The 16,248-nt window shown below is 65.7% G+C and carries 9 protein-coding genes and 2 pseudogenes; 4 read left to right on the top strand and 7 right to left on the bottom strand.

Translation table 11 applies throughout. From position 1 onward, the window contains the following. Positions 1-421: 421 nt before the first annotated feature. From OG430_RS41960 to OG430_RS41950, 3 genes are all read left to right on the top strand, one after another. Entirely contained in the window at positions 422-1,999 is a 1,578-nt protein-coding gene (locus OG430_RS41960; RefSeq protein ID WP_327357926.1) for a lytic transglycosylase domain-containing protein, read from the top strand. A gap of 182 nt (positions 2,000-2,181) precedes the next feature. Continuing rightward, the gene (locus OG430_RS41955) at positions 2,182-2,853 is read left to right on the top strand and encodes a trypsin-like serine peptidase (RefSeq protein ID WP_327357925.1); all 672 of its coding nucleotides are present in this window, start codon (positions 2,182-2,184) and stop codon (positions 2,851-2,853) included. Positions 2,854-3,103: 250 nt separating this feature from the next. Then, complete coding sequence (locus OG430_RS41950; RefSeq protein WP_327357924.1) at positions 3,104-3,379, top strand: hypothetical protein; 276 nt, start codon at positions 3,104-3,106, stop codon at positions 3,377-3,379. A gap of 17 nt (positions 3,380-3,396) precedes the next feature. Here OG430_RS41950 and OG430_RS41945 read toward each other — a convergent pair whose 3' ends face one another. From OG430_RS41945 to OG430_RS41925, 5 genes and pseudogenes are all read right to left on the bottom strand, one after another. After that, a complete protein-coding gene (locus tag OG430_RS41945) occupies positions 3,397-3,666 on the bottom strand; it encodes a hypothetical protein (RefSeq protein ID WP_327357923.1) in 270 nt (89 codons plus the stop codon). A gap of 554 nt (positions 3,667-4,220) precedes the next feature. After that, entirely contained in the window at positions 4,221-4,490 is a 270-nt protein-coding gene (locus tag OG430_RS41940; RefSeq protein WP_327357922.1) for an alpha/beta fold hydrolase, read from the bottom strand. A 64-nt stretch (positions 4,491-4,554) separates the two neighbouring features. Then, positions 4,555-4,914, bottom strand: a pseudogene (locus tag OG430_RS49570) (alpha/beta fold hydrolase); the annotation flags it as partial. Between the two features lie 343 nt (positions 4,915-5,257). After that, positions 5,258-5,842 (bottom strand): annotated as a pseudogene (locus OG430_RS41930) (IS5 family transposase); the annotation flags it as partial. Between the two features lie 635 nt (positions 5,843-6,477). After that, positions 6,478-6,834, bottom strand: a complete 357-nt coding sequence (locus tag OG430_RS41925; RefSeq protein ID WP_327357920.1) for a hypothetical protein — start codon at positions 6,832-6,834, stop codon at positions 6,478-6,480. A gap of 615 nt (positions 6,835-7,449) precedes the next feature. Here OG430_RS41925 and OG430_RS41920 point away from each other — a divergent pair. Then, positions 7,450-7,746: a hypothetical protein gene (locus OG430_RS41920; RefSeq protein WP_327357919.1), complete on the top strand. Its 297-nt coding sequence runs from the start codon at positions 7,450-7,452 to the stop codon at positions 7,744-7,746. Between the two features lie 956 nt (positions 7,747-8,702). On the opposite strand, the gene OG430_RS41915 is transcribed toward OG430_RS41920, so the two are convergent. Together OG430_RS41915 and OG430_RS41910 are read right to left on the bottom strand one after the other, a co-directional pair. Further along, on the bottom strand, positions 8,703-9,824 hold the full coding sequence (locus OG430_RS41915; RefSeq protein ID WP_327357918.1) for a tetratricopeptide repeat protein: 1,122 nt from the start codon (positions 9,822-9,824) through the stop codon (positions 8,703-8,705). Positions 9,825-9,841: 17 nt separating this feature from the next. After that, positions 9,842-15,613: a DNRLRE domain-containing protein gene (locus OG430_RS41910; protein ID WP_327357917.1), complete on the bottom strand. Its 5,772-nt coding sequence runs from the start codon at positions 15,611-15,613 to the stop codon at positions 9,842-9,844. Positions 15,614-16,248 lie beyond the last annotated feature (635 nt).

The raw sequence follows: 16,248 nt of genomic DNA, 5'->3' as shown, positions 1-16,248 counted from the left end.
CTCTGCTCGGGGGCATCTCCTTGACGGTTGCGATCGCTCTCTATCTGCGACGTCCCGCCGGGCATGACTGACGCATTGATCAGGCGTCAGCGGCAGTCCAGTTCTCCATCGGCAAAGGCTCCATCAAGCCGGCTGCCTCAGGCGGGACTTACGTCCCCCCGTGGGGGACGTAAGTCCCTGGGGGTAGTTGATTGCACCCCTTTACGCTCGGCTTATCAGCGCGTGGTGTTCTGACAGATGCGATTACAACTGGCCGTCTCACCACGAGTGTTCGTTACTCGTTGGAGAAGAAGAGATGGATTGCCGTTCACCCCGCTGGCCGCGTCGAGGGCGCCACCGTGCCACAGGGCCGCAGAGGCAGCAGAATCTCTTGGCCCAGGCTGGAGCATCTCGTGCCCGAACCCTGGGAATCATTCGCCAGATGCTGTGCCTGGCGGTCCTGGCCGCGGCACTGACCACGGCTGGAGTGCAGGTACCCACCGCAGACGCCGAGGAGTCTGCTCCCGGACCGGGCAGTCCGCAAGCGCAGCCGCGGGGCGACGGCCGCCTCGAGCTGCCGGGGCTGACGACGGACCCGCCAGGGATGCAGGACGGCGAACTGCCCGACGGTGCGGCCGAGATACCGGGTACGGCCCTGGACGCCTACCAGGGGGCCGTGACCGCTGTGGCGGAGGCTCTGCCGGGCTGCAAGCTGCCGTGGGAGCTGGTCGCCAGCATAGGCCGGGTCGAGTCGGTGCACGCTTCGGGATATGGGCTGCGCGCCGACGGCACCACCGAGAAGCCGATTCGCGGGCCGCGCCTCGACGGCAACGGCTTCGCCCTGATCCGGGACACCGATGGCGGCAAGTGGGACGGGGACACCGAGTACGACCGGGCTGTCGGGCCCATGCAGTTCATCCCCTCCACCTGGGCCGAGTGGGGCGCCGACGGCAACGGCGACGGTGAGCGCAACCCCAACAACATCTATGACGCGGCCTTGGGCGCGGGCCTGTATCTCTGCGCCGGAGGCCGGGACTTGTCGAAGGACGAGGACCTGGACAAGGCAGTGCTTAGCTATAACCGCTCGCGGGAGTACGTCAATACGGTCCTGGGCTGGATGCGTACCTATCAAGGCGGCGTGCACGAGGTGCCCGACCCGTCGGCCACCGACGACTCCAGCAGTGAGACGCCGGCTCCCTCGCCTTCGACACAGACGGCGGGCCCGAGCGCGCCGCCCAGCTCACCGTCGAAACCGGCATCCCCGAGCAAGCCGCAAGCTCCGAACCAGCCCGGTACCCCGGATGGAACGGAGGGGGCGAACAGGCCATCGACGCCTCCCGCTGCCGTGGTCACACGGCTCGAACCGGTGGGTGACGGCTCCTTGGAGGCTGAGGCCGGAAGTACCTTCGCAGTCCGCCCTCAGGTGCGCGCATTGAAGAGCGACGGGACCGTAGTGGCGCACAAGCTAGTGATGTACGAGATAGCCGGGGCCACCGGTGCACGCTTCGACGGTGGACGCAGGCAGGTCACGGTCACTACCGACGGGCGAGGTATCGCCACTGCCCCACGCCTACGCGCGGGTGATCAGCCCGGTACGTTCACCATCCGGGCCAGCCTCGGGCAGCTCCCGGATGTGACCTTCGACGCCACCGTCCGCCCGCGCCCCACTCAGGTGGCAGACCAGCTGATACGGATCACGGACGAGCCGCTGCAAGCGCCGGCAGGCGGGTTGTTCGATGCGCCGCTGCACATCCTGGCCACTGCTGCGGGCAAGCCCGTCGCCGGCGTGCGAATCACTGCTTCCTTGGAGCCCGTCGAGGGCGGTCCGTTCTTCAAGGAAGAAGGCGCTGCGGGCCGGGCGGCGCACAGTGTCGTCCTGGACCCACCGGGTGCGGATGGCCAGGTGGCCGTTCCCGAGATTGCGGCAGGCGATCACCCCGGTACGTACACGCTCGTACTGACCACCCCGGAAGGTGTCCGGCTTGAGATCCCGCTGACCGTCACCGAAACCGTCCAGTAGGCCACATGGCACATCACAACTGCTCCGACGGCCTCCTGGGCAGTGCACCGGTGCCGCGACCGGCTGGACGCGGGCGCCACCGGCGGCCTGGACGCCCTCGCCTGCGTACGCGCCGAAGAACGAGCCGGCGTGGGAGGCCGTGGGCGTTGCTGGCACTCATTGCCACCGCATACCCGGTCACCGTGGCAGAGACCACCGGGCCGGCCATGGCCACCCCCGGCACGACCGCCGTCGCCGTCGCCGATGCCCGAACGGCCAAGGTCGGCGCGCTCTTCCGCGGCGGCCTGGAAGGCAAGCACTTCTGCACCGCCTCCGTGGTGGACAGCCCACGCCGGGACCTCATCGTCACAGCCGCACACTGCGTTGGCGATGACCATGAGGAGCTTGCCTTCGTGCCCGGCTATCACGACGGCCAAGCTCCGCATGGCATATGGGCGCTGGAAGCTGTTCATGTCAGTGGGGCGTGGTCCAAGGACAGTGATCCCGAGGCCGACCTGGCCTTCGTGCGCCTCGCGCCGCTCGAGGGCCGGGAGATCCAGGATGTCGTAGGAGCGGCGCCCCTGGGCAGGGAGGAGGACGCGGCCCCGGTGACGGTGGTCGGGTATCCCAACTCCAGGGAGGCCCCTCTCACATGTACCAACGTCATCGCAGCACATGGGGCGATGCATCGGCGTATCCACTGCCCGGCCTACTCCTCCGGCACCAGCGGCAGCCCTTGGCTCCATCCCACCGGGGCGATCGTCGGCATCCTCGGTGGCCATGAGGGCGGTGGCATCCTGCCGGACATCTCCTATGGCACGGTGCTCGACGACCGGGCCATGGAGCTCTACCAACGAGCGGTACAACAACGATGACTACTCGCGAAGTCGATGGCTATCGTCGTACGTTCGGCCCGGCGTCGGGGTGGACGTATAACGGCCCGTATAGCGTGTCGAACTACCTGTTTGCTGAGCGGACTTACTGCTCGACAGGCTGTCGCAGAGTCGTTGAACATCACCGCGGGTACCTGTGCCTCGGGCCCGGCAGTGGGCTTGAGCGCATCGACCACCGGGCCGAGCGCGCTGTACATACGCGTTGCCTCGGGCTTGTTGGGTCCCTTGAACCATGGTCGTACGCATCTCGTTCGAGATTTCGCAGGTACGCAACGAGGTCCGTTCCAGTGAGCTCGAAGGTGAAGATCTTGCCCTTTCGGCGCACCACGGTGACGTGATCGAGGTTTTCGTACGGCTTGGTAGCCTGCTAGAGGTCCTTCGTACAGATGATCCGGCACCGTGTGACGCCTGCCGCTTTCAGGAGACGCTGCTCACGCCCAGGCGGCATCTTCCCGCTGCCGCACCCGCTGAGAAGCGCGGCTCCGGCCACGGCGATCCCGACCACTGATGCCACTCTGGTGAACCTCATGCGGCGCTCAGTTCGGCCCGGCAGCGGTCGGCCTCGATCGGTGCGGCGAGCGTTTCGGCTGCGTAGCCGTTGCGAAGGGGCCGACCGAGGCCGGGACTGACCGTTCCGTTGCCCGGCCTGCTGATCCCGACTTCGCCGAGGATCCTGGTCATGAGCTTTCCGAGCTCCTGCGCGCGGATTCCGAGCGCAGCGGCGAGATCGGTGCTGTGCATCGCTCCGCCGGCCTTGACCAGTTCTCGTTGTGCGGGGAGCAGAGGGAACGGCACGCCATGCTCTGCATCAGCGTCTTGCTGGACCGGGACGCCCTGGGATTGGCCAGGCCGCGAAGGGCTTTCGGCCTCCGGCTCGTCGGTGCACAGACTGCTCTGGGGTGACGCGGTGGGGACTTTGTCAACGCGATGGAGGGTCCTCGCGGCCTGGATCATGACGAGTCGGACATAGCCCCCTGCACGAGCCAAGCGACAACTCGCGCAGCGTCGGCCTGAATCAAGCAGCCCGCCTCCAGGAGATCGCCCAGGCCGTCAGCCCAGACCGCGTGCTGACGTGCGTCAGCACGAGCCAGCTCGGTCCATGCCGTCTCACGCTGGTCCAGCCGTTGTTGGTACTCGTCCACGGAGAGGACCTTAGAGACCCCGTCGTCGTGCGCTCTCACGCCGATCGATACATCGTCTACGTCCGGAGTTGCCTGGTCAGACAGGGTGCGTGGGACCGCGTGATCCAGGCGATGACGAGGCATGGGGGTGCCATCCGCACGCGCACCGCCCCAGTGCCTGTCCGGTAGGTCGGTGAGACTCGTTGGACAGGCCCCAGGATGCAGTGCTCAGGCGGAGTGGCCCAGGAAGAAATTCGTCAGGGCTGAAGCGATGCCGGCCGGGTCCTTCTCCGGTCCGAAGTGGTCGAGTTTGGGGAAGACTGTGAGTTCGGAGTCGGGCAGGAGGTCGTGGAGGCGGGCGGCGGCGCGGCCGGGTCCGGTGGTCTTGATCTCCTTGCTTGCCATCAGCAGCACGGGCTGGGTGAGCTGGGCGTACTTGGGGAAGTCGTTGTCCCTGGCCGCGATTTCGGCGTGTTCGGGGATGGCGCCGGGCAGCAAGGTGTACTTCTGTAGCCGTTCTGGCTTCTTTGGCCAGCGGGATGATGAGGCGTAGTAGCCAGCGCGGAGCCTTGCCGCTGGTGGCGGGGTTGACGCCTTGGATGAACGTCAAGAACGCCTCGAGCGGCTTGCCAGCAGCGAGCTGGCGTCGGCACTCGTCGGCCCAGCCGATCGGGATCGAGCCGTCGATGGACACCCCGGGCTCGTAGACGGCCAGGCGCTCGAAGGGGGAACCGCCCAGCGCGGCCTCGAGGGTGGGGAAACCTCCAATGCTGTGGCCGAACACGAAGCGGGCGCCGGTGGCCGCGCGGACGGCTTCGATGTCCGCGCATTCGACGGCCGCGCCGTAGGCATCCCCCTGCGGACCGCTGGCTCCGCGCCCGCGGCGCTCGATGATGTGCACCGTGAACCGGTCGGCCAACACGGCGGCGAGCACGTCGAAGTCCGCCGCCAGTACCAGCACGCCGGGCACCACCACGAGCCCTGGCCCGGTTCCCACACTGCGGTAGCCGATGCTGGTGCCGTCGGCGGAGAGCACCTACCCGACCGCGACGTCCCGTTCCATGACACGGGTAACCATGCTGTCCCCTGCTCAAACGATCAACAGAAGAGCGAACAGTGCACGCCACCAGCGCAAACGGAATGATCTTTCCACCGTGCGGGAAGGCGGGGCACGCTGGTGAGACCCCTCCTGAGTGCCTGATCGACGCCAACTCGAAGCAGCAGGGTGGGTGTTGGCCGACCAGCGACTGACCGTGCCGTTCGTTCTACGGCCTGAGCCACAGACACAGGGCCGCCACGGTCACGGTGCCATGGAACACGTACGCCCTCTTGTCGAACCGGGTGGCCCCAGCCCGGAATCCCTACATCGCATTGTTGGTCCCACTCCGCCTCGTGCGCCGGTAGGTCTACTTGTCGAAACCCGTAGGGCGTCCACCCCTTGCTGCCGCGGCGCAGCCGGTTGCCCTTCTGGTTGGCCGGCTCCGGGATGGTGTGCTCATCTGCCGCCGGCGCAGGTAGCGCCGGTTGCGACGTGAGCTGTATGCCCGGTCGGCCCACAGCATGTCGGGCCGCGTGCGCGGGTGACCGCCGCCTGGCCCCGGAACCCGGATACATGCCAAGAGTTCGAGCAGCTGTGGCCCATCGCCCCACTGCCCTGGCGTCACCAAGACCGCGAGCGGCCGTGTGCCGCCCTCACTCGCAAGATGGATCTTCGTGGTGAACCCGCCGCGTGAGCGGCCCAGCGCCTCGTCAGCTCGGTGACGGACGGGACGAATGCGCCTGCCCTGAGTGCGCGGAGCGCGATGGCGTGCTCCTACAACGTGCTGATGAGCCCGGCAGACACTCGAGTCCGCCTCACCACGTAGGACACGGTCTTAAACAATCCAGGGGCAAACCCCAGCAATACCGCTGCCTGGTCGCTTCAGCGGGAGGATCGCCTTAGCTTGGGATCGTGAAGGATCTTCTGATCGCCTTGGCGAGTGTTACCGGCCTGATGGCGCTGATCAATTTCACCCAGATCTTTCTTGGGCATCAGCTGATCAAGCCGTCAGCCAGCCGGCGCTCCCCACCTCAGCTGCGGGCGGAATCAGCTGCTGCCGCGCTGCAGACGCCCTTTGCTGCTCTAGCATGTCTGCAGGTGCTCTGGGGACAGCTCCCTGGGCGCTTCTGCCTTCGATCGGAGCCTATTTGGCACTTCGGCGAATTCGCAAGTACTACGTGTCCCGGGGCTGGCCCCTTCACGGCTAGCTCGAATCCAATTCACATCCCCAGCGACCCAAGTACCGGATGTGGTCCAGAACTAATCCTGGCCGCCACAGACACCCTCCCGACCAACTGAAGTGTTCGACGTTTCCTTGGCGCACACGTGTCGCGATCTCAGTGCCTACTGACCGCACGAAGGGCTAACAAACTCTGCGGACCAATTCCTCCGCCTGCTGCCACGAGAATGACTCCGCCCCAGAAGCGCCCATGGCTCGGGGCCATGCTATCGCCACGGCCTGAACCAAGGGTGCACTTCGAATGGTGCACCATCGACTTCCAGTACGCCGTAGGGCAGTGGGGTCTCCACGGTCATGGAGACTGGAATGTTCCCCGGAATTTCGAAGGCGCCACTATCGTAGACGAACTCATAGATCGGCAAGGTCCCAACGCCCGCCTCGTCACGGATTTCCCACCGTCGCACATCAGAGAAGGCGAGATGGAATCGAAACCTCTCGCGCCCCTGCTGGATGAATCCGGGGACGATCAGTCTCCCTGCCTCCTCTCGAACTTCGTCTACGAGGATTCTCTGGTCGTGGAGTTCCAGCGTGAGCTGTTCCGCATCCACCTGCTTCCCAGTCATCTCCTCTTCCCTCTACCTCCGCGGAAGGGACGGTGGACATAAAAGCGTTTGCTGTGATCGGCACCCTTCCGGCCCCCGCGCATAGCCGTACGCCAGGTGCTGCACCCCGTGCAGCAACAGCGCGAGCAACGCCCCCGCAACCCCGGCACCCAACCCCACCAGCACGGTCACGACCCCGAACCGGACCGACCCCGCACCTCCGCGATCTTCAAGGTACACAGACCGCACTGTAGCCCAGAACGGGCAATTCGAACTCGGGGTCGCTCGGGAACGCTGAAGCGCCCCGCCCGGCAAAGCCGGACGGGGCGCTCGTGCGCAGGTAGACCGTGTGGGACTCGAACCCACAACCAATGGAGTGAAAGTCCTGGAGGGGGCCGTCCGGATCAGTCCGGGCGGTTCTTCTCTGTCCGGAGTTGCCTGGTCAGAGGGTGTACGCGGTACCACGTGACCTACGTCGTGACGGGGTTTGGGGCACCGTCCGCTCACGCAGCGCTCACGCATACGGTCACCCATCGACCCCATGCCGCCTGCCCGTTCACCGCACCTCGAGACCGGAATCCGTAGTTGTTTCGCTGCCGGTTCGCTACAGCGGGAGGATCGCCTTAGCTTGGGATCGTGAAGGCACTCTTGATTATCTTGGCGAGTGTTGCCGGCCTGATGGCACTGATCAATTTCATCCAGATCTTTCTTGGACATCAGCTGATCAAGCCGTCAGCCAGCCGGCGCTCCCCACCTCAGCTGCGGGCGGAATCGGCTGCTGCCGCGCTGCAGACGGCCTTCGCTGCTCTGGCGTTTCTGCAGGTGCTCTGGGGGCAGATCCCCTGGGCGCTTCTGCCTTCGACCGGGGCCTACTTGGCGCTTCGGCGAATTCGCAAGCATTACGTGTCTCGCGGCTGGTCCCCTCACGGCTAGCTCGAAACCGACTCAAGCAGGCTGAATCAGCATTGCCACCCGGCCGCCACCGACGCGCTCCCGACAGGCTGGATCCTTCGACACTTCCTTGAGCAGCGCGAATTGCGATGTCAGCGTCTACTGACCGCCCGCCAAATGAAAGGTGAAAAGCTCTGCAGACCAATTGCCCCGCCTGCCGCCATCAAGATGAGCCCACCCCAGCAGCGCCAATGACTCGGGTCCATGCTGTCGGATACCGAGGACGCTCCCAAATAGATGGTCACGATTGCAGTGAGAGCGTTCCACGGGTCCCGCTTGCGGGACTGCGCCGGCGGCTCGCTAGGCTCTCCAACCGCCCCTTCTGATGCTGCGCCTCCCAGAGGACGTGGCGTTGGCCTGCTGTGCTGGACGACAGCGGAGACACAGGCCGCCACCGTGACAACACCCGCACACAGCAGCGCCGCCTTCCACTTTCCATCGTTCATCGCTGCGGTGACGCCGGAGAGGACAGCCATCAGCGCGACGGAAGCCATGCGGGCGAGGATGGTCCTACTTTGCTGGTGGATGGAGTTCACACAACACCCTTCCTGTGGCTAGCGAACCGCTGGATTGGCCACATCAGCGTCGCCGATGTCCGGTGTGGCGGGTGTGTCCGCCGCTGTGGTGGCCCGAATAGTGGTGGCCACCGGAGTGGTGACTGATGTGCGCAGTCCCGTGATGAGAAGAGGTGTGGTGCCCAAGACCGCGCCCCCAGGACGTGTGGTGAATATATGCACGCCCCAGCTTTGAGCCCCATTTACGGATGTAGCGGATACCAGTGCTCCAGAACCTGTTTCGGGCGCTAACGAGTGACACGCCTCCGTCGCTGGTGGCGATCAGGTCGCCAGCGAGGTCCTGGAGGTGGCGGGTGACGCTCGTGTTCTTCTCGGCTCCCTTCAGGAGAATGTGAGCCCGCTTCGGCAATCAGGCTACGCATTTCAGAGTTGGGCCATTCGCTCGATCTTAGAGACATCTTCTTCTGGGGCACCGATCTCCCTCGCCCTTTCAAGCACAGCATGCAGCCGTCGCGCCGAAGCGCCATTCTCTGCCAAAAATTCCGCATAGCCGATGGGAGCCAAGACGTCCCCTGCATCCAAGGATGCCCGATAGTTCTGTTCGGCCTGTTCCTTCTCGCCTCTCAGTTCGTGATAGACGGCAAGGTTCAGATATGCGTCAGTGCAGCCATCTTCGATGGCATGGTGATATTGCTGAACCGCTTCTCCCTTGCGGCCCAATTCATTGAGATACAGCGCGTATTCCCAGTGTCCGGATGGCTCTCGATTGTCGATGGCAGCGAGGAAGCTCGATTCGGCATCCGCCTCCCTGCCCTCAAGTTCCGACAGGAAGATTCCGTACTTGACGTGCGCCTCTGGCAGGCCATCGGTGACAGCCTGGAGATAGCACTCCTCGGCAGCATCCAGCTGTTCCGATTCCTCGTAGTGAAGGGCCAGATCCAGGAGAGCGCTGACCTCGCCACTTGATACGGCACGTTGCCAGAATTGGATGGCAAGTTCACCGTTGCCGTCTTCGCTGAGGGCGCGGGCATAGTTCACCATAGCTTTCGTATCGCCAGCCTTGATTCCCTGGAGAAGGAACTTCTTCGCTTCTTCCTTTCTCCCGAGCGAGCCAAGGTGTACGGCATAGTTATTTGGAGCGTCCGGGTCATCCTGCTGGAGCGCCTTGAGGTACCAATGTTCTGCTTCCAGCCGGTATTCCAGGTGCTCTGCCAGGGTGTCGGCCAACTGGAGAGAGAACCCTGGCACGCCCAATTGCGCTTTCGGTAGCAGGATCTTCACTGCGTCCTGTGTATGTCCCATGTCCTCCAGTACGCCCGCGAGTGCCAACTCCGCACCTTCTTCTTGGTTCGCCAGAGCGGACCGGAGAACGGGTTCGGCCTCTTCGTACCGCCCCCAGGAGGCCAGGAAGGTTCCGTAGGCCCACTGGCTGCGGGGGATTTTGCGGGTGACTGCGTCGAGGAGGAGGTCCTGCGCGGCGTCGAAATCGTCCTCGTCGTTGCTCAGTCTCAAGGCCTGTTGGAGTGCAGGGTCTAGATCTTGCATGTCAGGCTCCCCAGTGGCTACTTGCGCTTGTTGCGGTTGGGCTTCCAGTCGTGTCTGCTTTGCTTTTTCCACCCTCCATGACGGTCACCCTTTTGGTGAACCTGCTTCGTCCGTCCCTTGCTTCCATTGCTGGTACTGGTGTGCTCCTTCTTTCCGTTCACGCGGCCCTGCTGTGACCAGTTCTTCTTCTTGGCGCCTCTGAGGACGATGTGGTGTGAGGCGGCGTGATGGGCGGCCGCGGACATGTGCGCGGCTTGTCGGCGGATGGCCTCTGCCATGGTGTGGGCGGAGCCGCTGAGGCCGAAGTCGTAGTGGTGGCTCGTGGTGGTGCCGGAGTCGCCGCCCCCGAGGTGGATGGGGTGATCGCGCAGGTAAGACGCGGCTGCGAAACCAGCGCCGATGGCTGCCGCCCCCAGGGCGTAGGCGGCCCAGGCTTCGCCGATGCACGCGTCCCAGAAGCACTTGCCGTCGAGGTCTGTTTCGTTGACCGGGTCCTGGTTGACGTAGTCGTAGGCGGTAGCGCTACCACCGGGGATGGGGTCCTTTTGCAGGAAGCGGCCGAGGGCGGGGTTGTAGAGGCGGGCGCCCATGAGGAGGTCGCCGGTGGGTGTCTGGGTGGAGCGTTGATAGGCGCCGAGCCAGCCGTAGCGGTGGGCGGTCTGGCCGTCGGTGGGCGCGCCGTATTCGTCATAGGTGCGCACTTGCGCCTGGTCGCCCGTGCCGAGGGTGAGAGTCGTATCTCCGTGCAGGTCGGAGAATTCGAGTTGGGTTTGCGCTCCGTCGTTGCTGGCGATCAGATCGCCGGCGAGGTCCTGGAGGTGGCGGGTGATGCTTCCTGAGGCTTGGTTGAGCGTCCAGGATGGGGCGTCGGCGTTGTCGTTGTAGTGGTTGACTTCGCTTTGGCCGTTGCCCCAGCTGTTGTTGTCCTTGGTCTGTGTCGTGGCCGTGTGGCGGCGCCCAAGGGGGTCGATGTCCCATGTGGTGCGCAGGGCGTTGGTCTGCTGCTGGCGGACGAGGTCGTTGGCGTAGAACGCGGTGGTGATGCCGGGTTGGGTTGTGGTGTTGCCGAATTCGTCGTAGGCGTAGCCCTTGTCGGCGAGCCGGTCGGCACTGTCGTAGGCGTGCTTCTGTGTAGCGCTGGGGCCTGCTGTGCAGTTGCCGTCGAGCGCGGTGTGGCTGTTCTTGGTCAGGCGGTTGCTGTTGTTGTCGAAGGTGTACTCGTGGGCGGTGCACCGTCCTACGGGATCCAGGTGTTCGCTGCGGACCAGGCGGCCGTCGGCGTCGTAGCGGTAGTGGCGAAGGCCAGTGACGTCGGATCCGTGGCTGGCCCACTGGGCGTGCGGACCGGGCAGTACGGTCTCAGCGGTGATGGTCTGCTGATCCGTCGTGCGCTGGTAACTGCGGCCTGTCGCGGTGCCGGTGGGGTCGGTGGTGTCGAGCGTAATGATGTTGCCGGGCAGTGTCTGCTCGGTCAGCGCTCCGTCGTCGTCGTAGCGTCCGGTGATGGTGCCGAACTTGTCCGCGGTCATGGAGGTGGCCAGGCCGCGGGGGTCTTTGGTGGTGTCGTAGGTGTAACTGGTGACGGAGGGCGCGCTGTTGGTGATGCGGGTGGGGCGATCGAGGCGGTCGTACTCTGTGTGCGTCACCGCTCCGTCGGCATCCGTGTAAGACACGGTGCGGCCCAGCACGTCGTATTCGGTGTGCACGCTCTTGCCGTCCGCACCGATGGCGGTGGCGCGGCCGGTGTGCGGGTCGTAGGTGAGGGTGCGTTTCCCGATCGGCGTGCCTGTATTGGCGGTGAGGGTGACGGTGTGAGGGCGTTCGGCTGCATCGTGGACGCTGACAGTGGTTCGGGTAGCGCCGTTCGCCGCTGCGACCTGCTTCACCGGGTGACCGTAGTAGTCGTACTCGCTGCTTACATCGGGCAGTTCCCGGTGGGCGCCGGCGTCTGCGGGGGCAGCGTGGCGGGTGCGGCAGGGCAAATCGGCCCATTCTGGGCGGCCGCTGCAGGATGTGGATCCGGTGGCGGTGTAATAGTCGGTGAGTGTGGTGCCGGCGTCCGTGCCGCCGGATTTGGGCATGGTCGACTGGATCGGCTTGCCCGCGGCGTCGTAGCTGGTGGTGCGGGTGATGGCCAGACCAGCGGGGTCGTGGACGGTCTTGGTGACCACACCCTTGGCCCAGTCGTAGGCCGTGGTGGCGGCGCGGGACTCGGCCATCTGCCCGGGATGGCCAGGCAGTTCCAGGCCGGAGGTCTCGGTGGTGGGCAGGTCCTTGACCGGCACTCCGGTGGTCGGTCGGCCTTGGTCGAAGGTGCGGTGCACCCAGTCGCGTGCCTCGACCACCATGTTGGCCTCGGCATAGACGCTCTTGGCGCTCTGGAAAGCGTGCGGAAGCAGCACGGCGTGCATGGGGCCGCGGCTGTCGATCTCGCGAAGTCCGTCCGCGCTGTAGGCGGAGGTGTGGGCGAGCTGGTGGGCTCGCTCGCTACTGGTGGTGGTCTTCGGGTTCAGGCCGAGTTCGATCAGGCGCTGCTGGTTGGCGGCGGAGGCACCCAGGGCCAGGGTGCGGTTGCCGGCGCTGAGTGAGTACACGGTGTTGCCGAACCGGTCGTAGCCGGTGGTGGTGAGGTGGCCTCCTGGTTCGAGGTAGTTGGTCTGACGCCCGGAGGCGTTGATGTAGGAGACGTCAGCGCGGTGGTAATCGGCCCGGCTCAGGTGGTCGCCGGCGTGGGAGGCGGGTGTCACGTCGGCCGGGAAGATTGCGGTGGCGTCAGTAGGGGCGTCGCTCTGCCCCCAGCCGCTGACCTTGGCGGGTGTCATCACCACGGGTGCGGAGGCTCCGTTGAGTGGGACGTTGTAGACGACCGAATCGACGGCGACGCCGTCGGTCTCGGTCTTCGACCCCGCCTTCAGGGCGGGCCTGGAGACCTTCAGCAGCATGCCCTCGCCGGCCGTGGAGGTTTCGGCTGCCCGTCCGTAGGTGAACGTGTAGGGCTGTTCACCCGGCGGGATGACGCCGGTGATGCGCTGTGCCGCGTCGTAGCGGTAGCCGGTCTTCAGCCGCGCGGTCAGACGCGGGTCCCAGGTGGAGTACAGCCGCTTGCTGACGCCGTAGGCGAACGCGGCAATCGCGGTGGGGGTCGATTTGGTGGCTCCGGGGGCGGTGGCCCACAGCCGGATTTGCTTCACCTGTCCGGTCATATCGCCCGTGTGCCCGGGGGTGGGGTCCGCGGTCGTGCTGGTGGCGTAGACGTACTCCAGGACGCGGCAGCCGCGCGTGGCAGGCGTCTTGGCACACACGCTCTGCTTCGCCGCTGAGGTGGGGGCGACGATGTACTTCGGGCGAGCGAGCGTGTGGTGGTTGACGATGACCGGCTCGTAGACCATCTCAGTGGTGGAGTCCTTCACCGGCCGCTCGCTGGTGGTCATCAGCCAGGTGGAAGCCTGAGGGCTGGCCTTCTTGAAGGTGGTCTTGATCCCGGCGGTGTCCGTGAGCGTGAAGGACCCCGACTCCGATCCGGTGAGAGTCAAGTCCTCCGACCCAACCTCGGGCTTCCAGCCATGGTCGGTCCTGGTGAAGTCGATTCCGTCACCGTCGGCGAACATGACCTGCACAGATGAACCGGAGGTCTTACGCACCGAGGTATAGGCGGCTCCAGTGGTTTCTGCAGCGCTGCCGGGCGCCCAGCCCGGCCCGAACACCTCTGCCAACCCGAGCTGGTTAGCCGTCACATGCCGCCGGGAAATCGCGGTGCGCTCCGCGCTCACCCCCCAGGCTGTGGCGTCGGTGGCGCTCAGCGTGTACGCGCCGGTGAGCAGGTTGACCGTGCCGGGGCCGATCTCGGACTGAGGAGCGGTGCCCGCATCCATGTCGAGCACGAGGTGATGCGGGTCGGAGAATGCTCCCTTGCCGCCGGTGAAGTGGGCCCGCACCTGAACCGATCCGTCCTCAACCAGGGTGTCGGCGACGGTCCAGGTCAGCGGCGCCGGATGCCCCTTGGCAGCCGCGATGGGCCAAGTCACCGCGCCGCCCGCAGCCGTGCGAACGTGCTTGGCCGGGATCGTCGCCCAGTGGTCCGTGGCAGCCCGCCGGTACTGGTACTCGACGTGCGTATGCTCGGCCTTGCCCTGCGCGTTCAGTGCGGCCCGGCGGGCAGTGCGCTCGCCTGCACCGGGTGAGAGCAGAGCTGCTCCGGGGCCTGCGTTGAAGACGTAGCCCACGGCCTTGGAGGGCACACCGGCCCGGTTGACGGCACGGACTTCAAGGGTGTGCTGACCGCCGGAGACGGCGATCGGCAGCTGTGAGGGCTCGTCCGGGTCGACCACGTGGGCGGTCCAGGGGCCGTCGTCGATGCGGTAGTCCACGGCGTAGGTGTCCGAAGTGACAGAGATCTTCCCCGCGTACAGGCCGTGCGCGTTGATCTTGCCGCCCCAGCCGTGGTGCGGAAAGTCCGTGGAGCTCACCTTCGGCAGCGGCGCGGCGGTGTGATAGACGTGGAAGGTGGAGCGGGCCGACCAGCCCGACCAGGCATGCCCGTCGAACGCCCGCATCCGAAAGCCGTACGTGCCGCCCTCCTTCAGCAAGCCGTGCGTGACGCTCCAGCGGGCCCGCTGTCCGGAAGCGACACCGTCCTGCTCGTGCGTGGTGAGCACCTTGTTGTTCGCATCGGCCAGTTCGAAAGCGACCTTCTGCAGCTTGCCGCCACTCCCGCTGGTCACAGTCCCCGAAACCTGCGGGGTCAGACTGCTCACCCACCGCCTTCCGATGGTGGTCCGCCCGGGCATGGCCAGCAGGTTGGTCGGCGGCTGCAACCCCGGGGTGAGAGTGACGACCAGTGTCGGCGGGTGCGCCCCATCAGCCGAGCTGAAGCGTTTCCAGCCCTTCGCGTCCGTCTCGTCCGTGGCCCGCAGCCCGATGCCCGCCGCGGCCGGCCCCTTGTTGGCCCACTGCTGCACCAGCGGTGTGACCTTCACCCCCGACCACCCACCGGGACAGTGCGCATCCCCGCCCTTGGTTTCCGTGGACGACGCGATCTTCTTGATCCACTTGGGCTGGCGCGTCCACCGTGTGTCCTCGTCCGCCAATCCGGACTCCCACACCTCCCACTCCCGTGGCTCGCACGTCCACGAGTGGTGGTTGAACAGCCGCAGCTCCGCCTCGATGATGTGCTTGCCATGGACCTGCCGAGTGGGGAACGACAGGAACGAACGTGCGATCTGCTTCGCGCCGTTGTTGCCGAGCTTCAGCTCCGGCGAGTCCGACTGGTCTTCCGTGTAGCCCTGCTCCACGAACGTGTCGAACGAAGGCCGCAGACTGATCCCAGGGTCGATGGTCACCGGGAACTTCGTACCGGGATCCTGCACATAGTCATCTGCCAGCCGGTAACCGATCTGCGCCGTGTCCCCTTCCTCATTGACTGACGACTGAACGTCCAACATGGCGGAATCCGTCGGCTCCTGGGACTGGGGATGCACCTGGGCATCCCAGCCCGTCGGCGCCCCGATCACGCCCAGCCGCCGGCTCTTCTCATCCGTCAGCAGATGCGAGCCGTCCGCCTGCTTCTCGATGCCGAGCCCATCGGCCCGCACCGTGACCCGGACCTCGTCGAGAGCCTGCGCCGCCTTACGGTCCCGGATGATCAGATAGTCCTCGAACCCGGTACGCGTCGCCTCCACCACCAGGTCCACACCCGGTCGCACCGACTTGTACGTCGCCCGCTGCCCGACAAGTTCCGGCTCCGGCAACGCACCCGGCCACTCCAGCGCGACCCTGTCGTCACCGTCCACCAGCGACGCCAGCCTGCTCGAGGTCCCCGATCCCTTGCCGGAGAGAACCAGCCCTCGAGGGTGCGCCACCGGCGCGACGGAGCCATCCGCTTGGCGACGCAGATTCAGATCCACGTCAACCCAGGCGTCACCGCGGCGAAGACGCACCGGACCAGACGCCTCCTCCACCTGCAGTCGACCATCCGGATACGCCCATACCGTGGAGGTCTCCGAACGCGCTGAAAGAGCCTCGATCCGCCGGTCCTGCAACCGAGCCGTCAACAACGCCGACGCCTCGTTCTCCGCCTCCGCAGGCCCCGACCGCTCCTGCCGTTCGGACGGCATCGAGGCTGGACGTGCCAGTGCAATCGCCCCGGACTCCCCCACAACCAGCGCCGCCTCCACCCCCATCACCAACGCCACAAACATGGCCAGGCGGGCCACCCGACGCCGCGGCCACACACGGGCACGCAACGAAAGCGACGGGAACGAAGACATGGCAGCGCCACCCTCAGCATCCATGGATCAAGGAAAGTCACATGACGCTAGAGCGATGCAGCAGTCGGTTCATATGATCAACACGCTTTCCGGTGTCGACTTCACCCATTTCGACCACGCCGGACCTGGTTCATCACCCTTCTCATGCGTGGGCTCAG

This window comes from Streptomyces sp. NBC_01304 (assembly GCF_035975855.1).
Taxonomy (GTDB): Bacteria; Actinomycetota; Actinomycetes; order Streptomycetales; family Streptomycetaceae; genus Streptomyces.
Note: the sequence above shows the minus strand (reverse complement) of the source record. Positions and strands in the feature narration are given on the sequence as shown.

Excerpts from the sequence above, each read along its gene's own strand:
- OG430_RS41950 (WP_327357924.1), top strand. The coding sequence starts at position 3,104 with ATGGTCGTACGCATCTCGTTCGAGATTTCGCAGGTACGCAACGAGGTC.
- OG430_RS41960 (WP_327357926.1), top strand. The coding sequence starts at position 422 with ATGCTGTGCCTGGCGGTCCTGGCCGCGGCACTGACCACGGCTGGAGTG.
- OG430_RS41925 (WP_327357920.1), bottom strand. The coding sequence starts at position 6,834 with ATGACTGGGAAGCAGGTGGATGCGGAACAGCTCACGCTGGAACTCCAC.
- OG430_RS41915 (WP_327357918.1), bottom strand. The coding sequence starts at position 9,824 with ATGCAAGATCTAGACCCTGCACTCCAACAGGCCTTGAGACTGAGCAAC.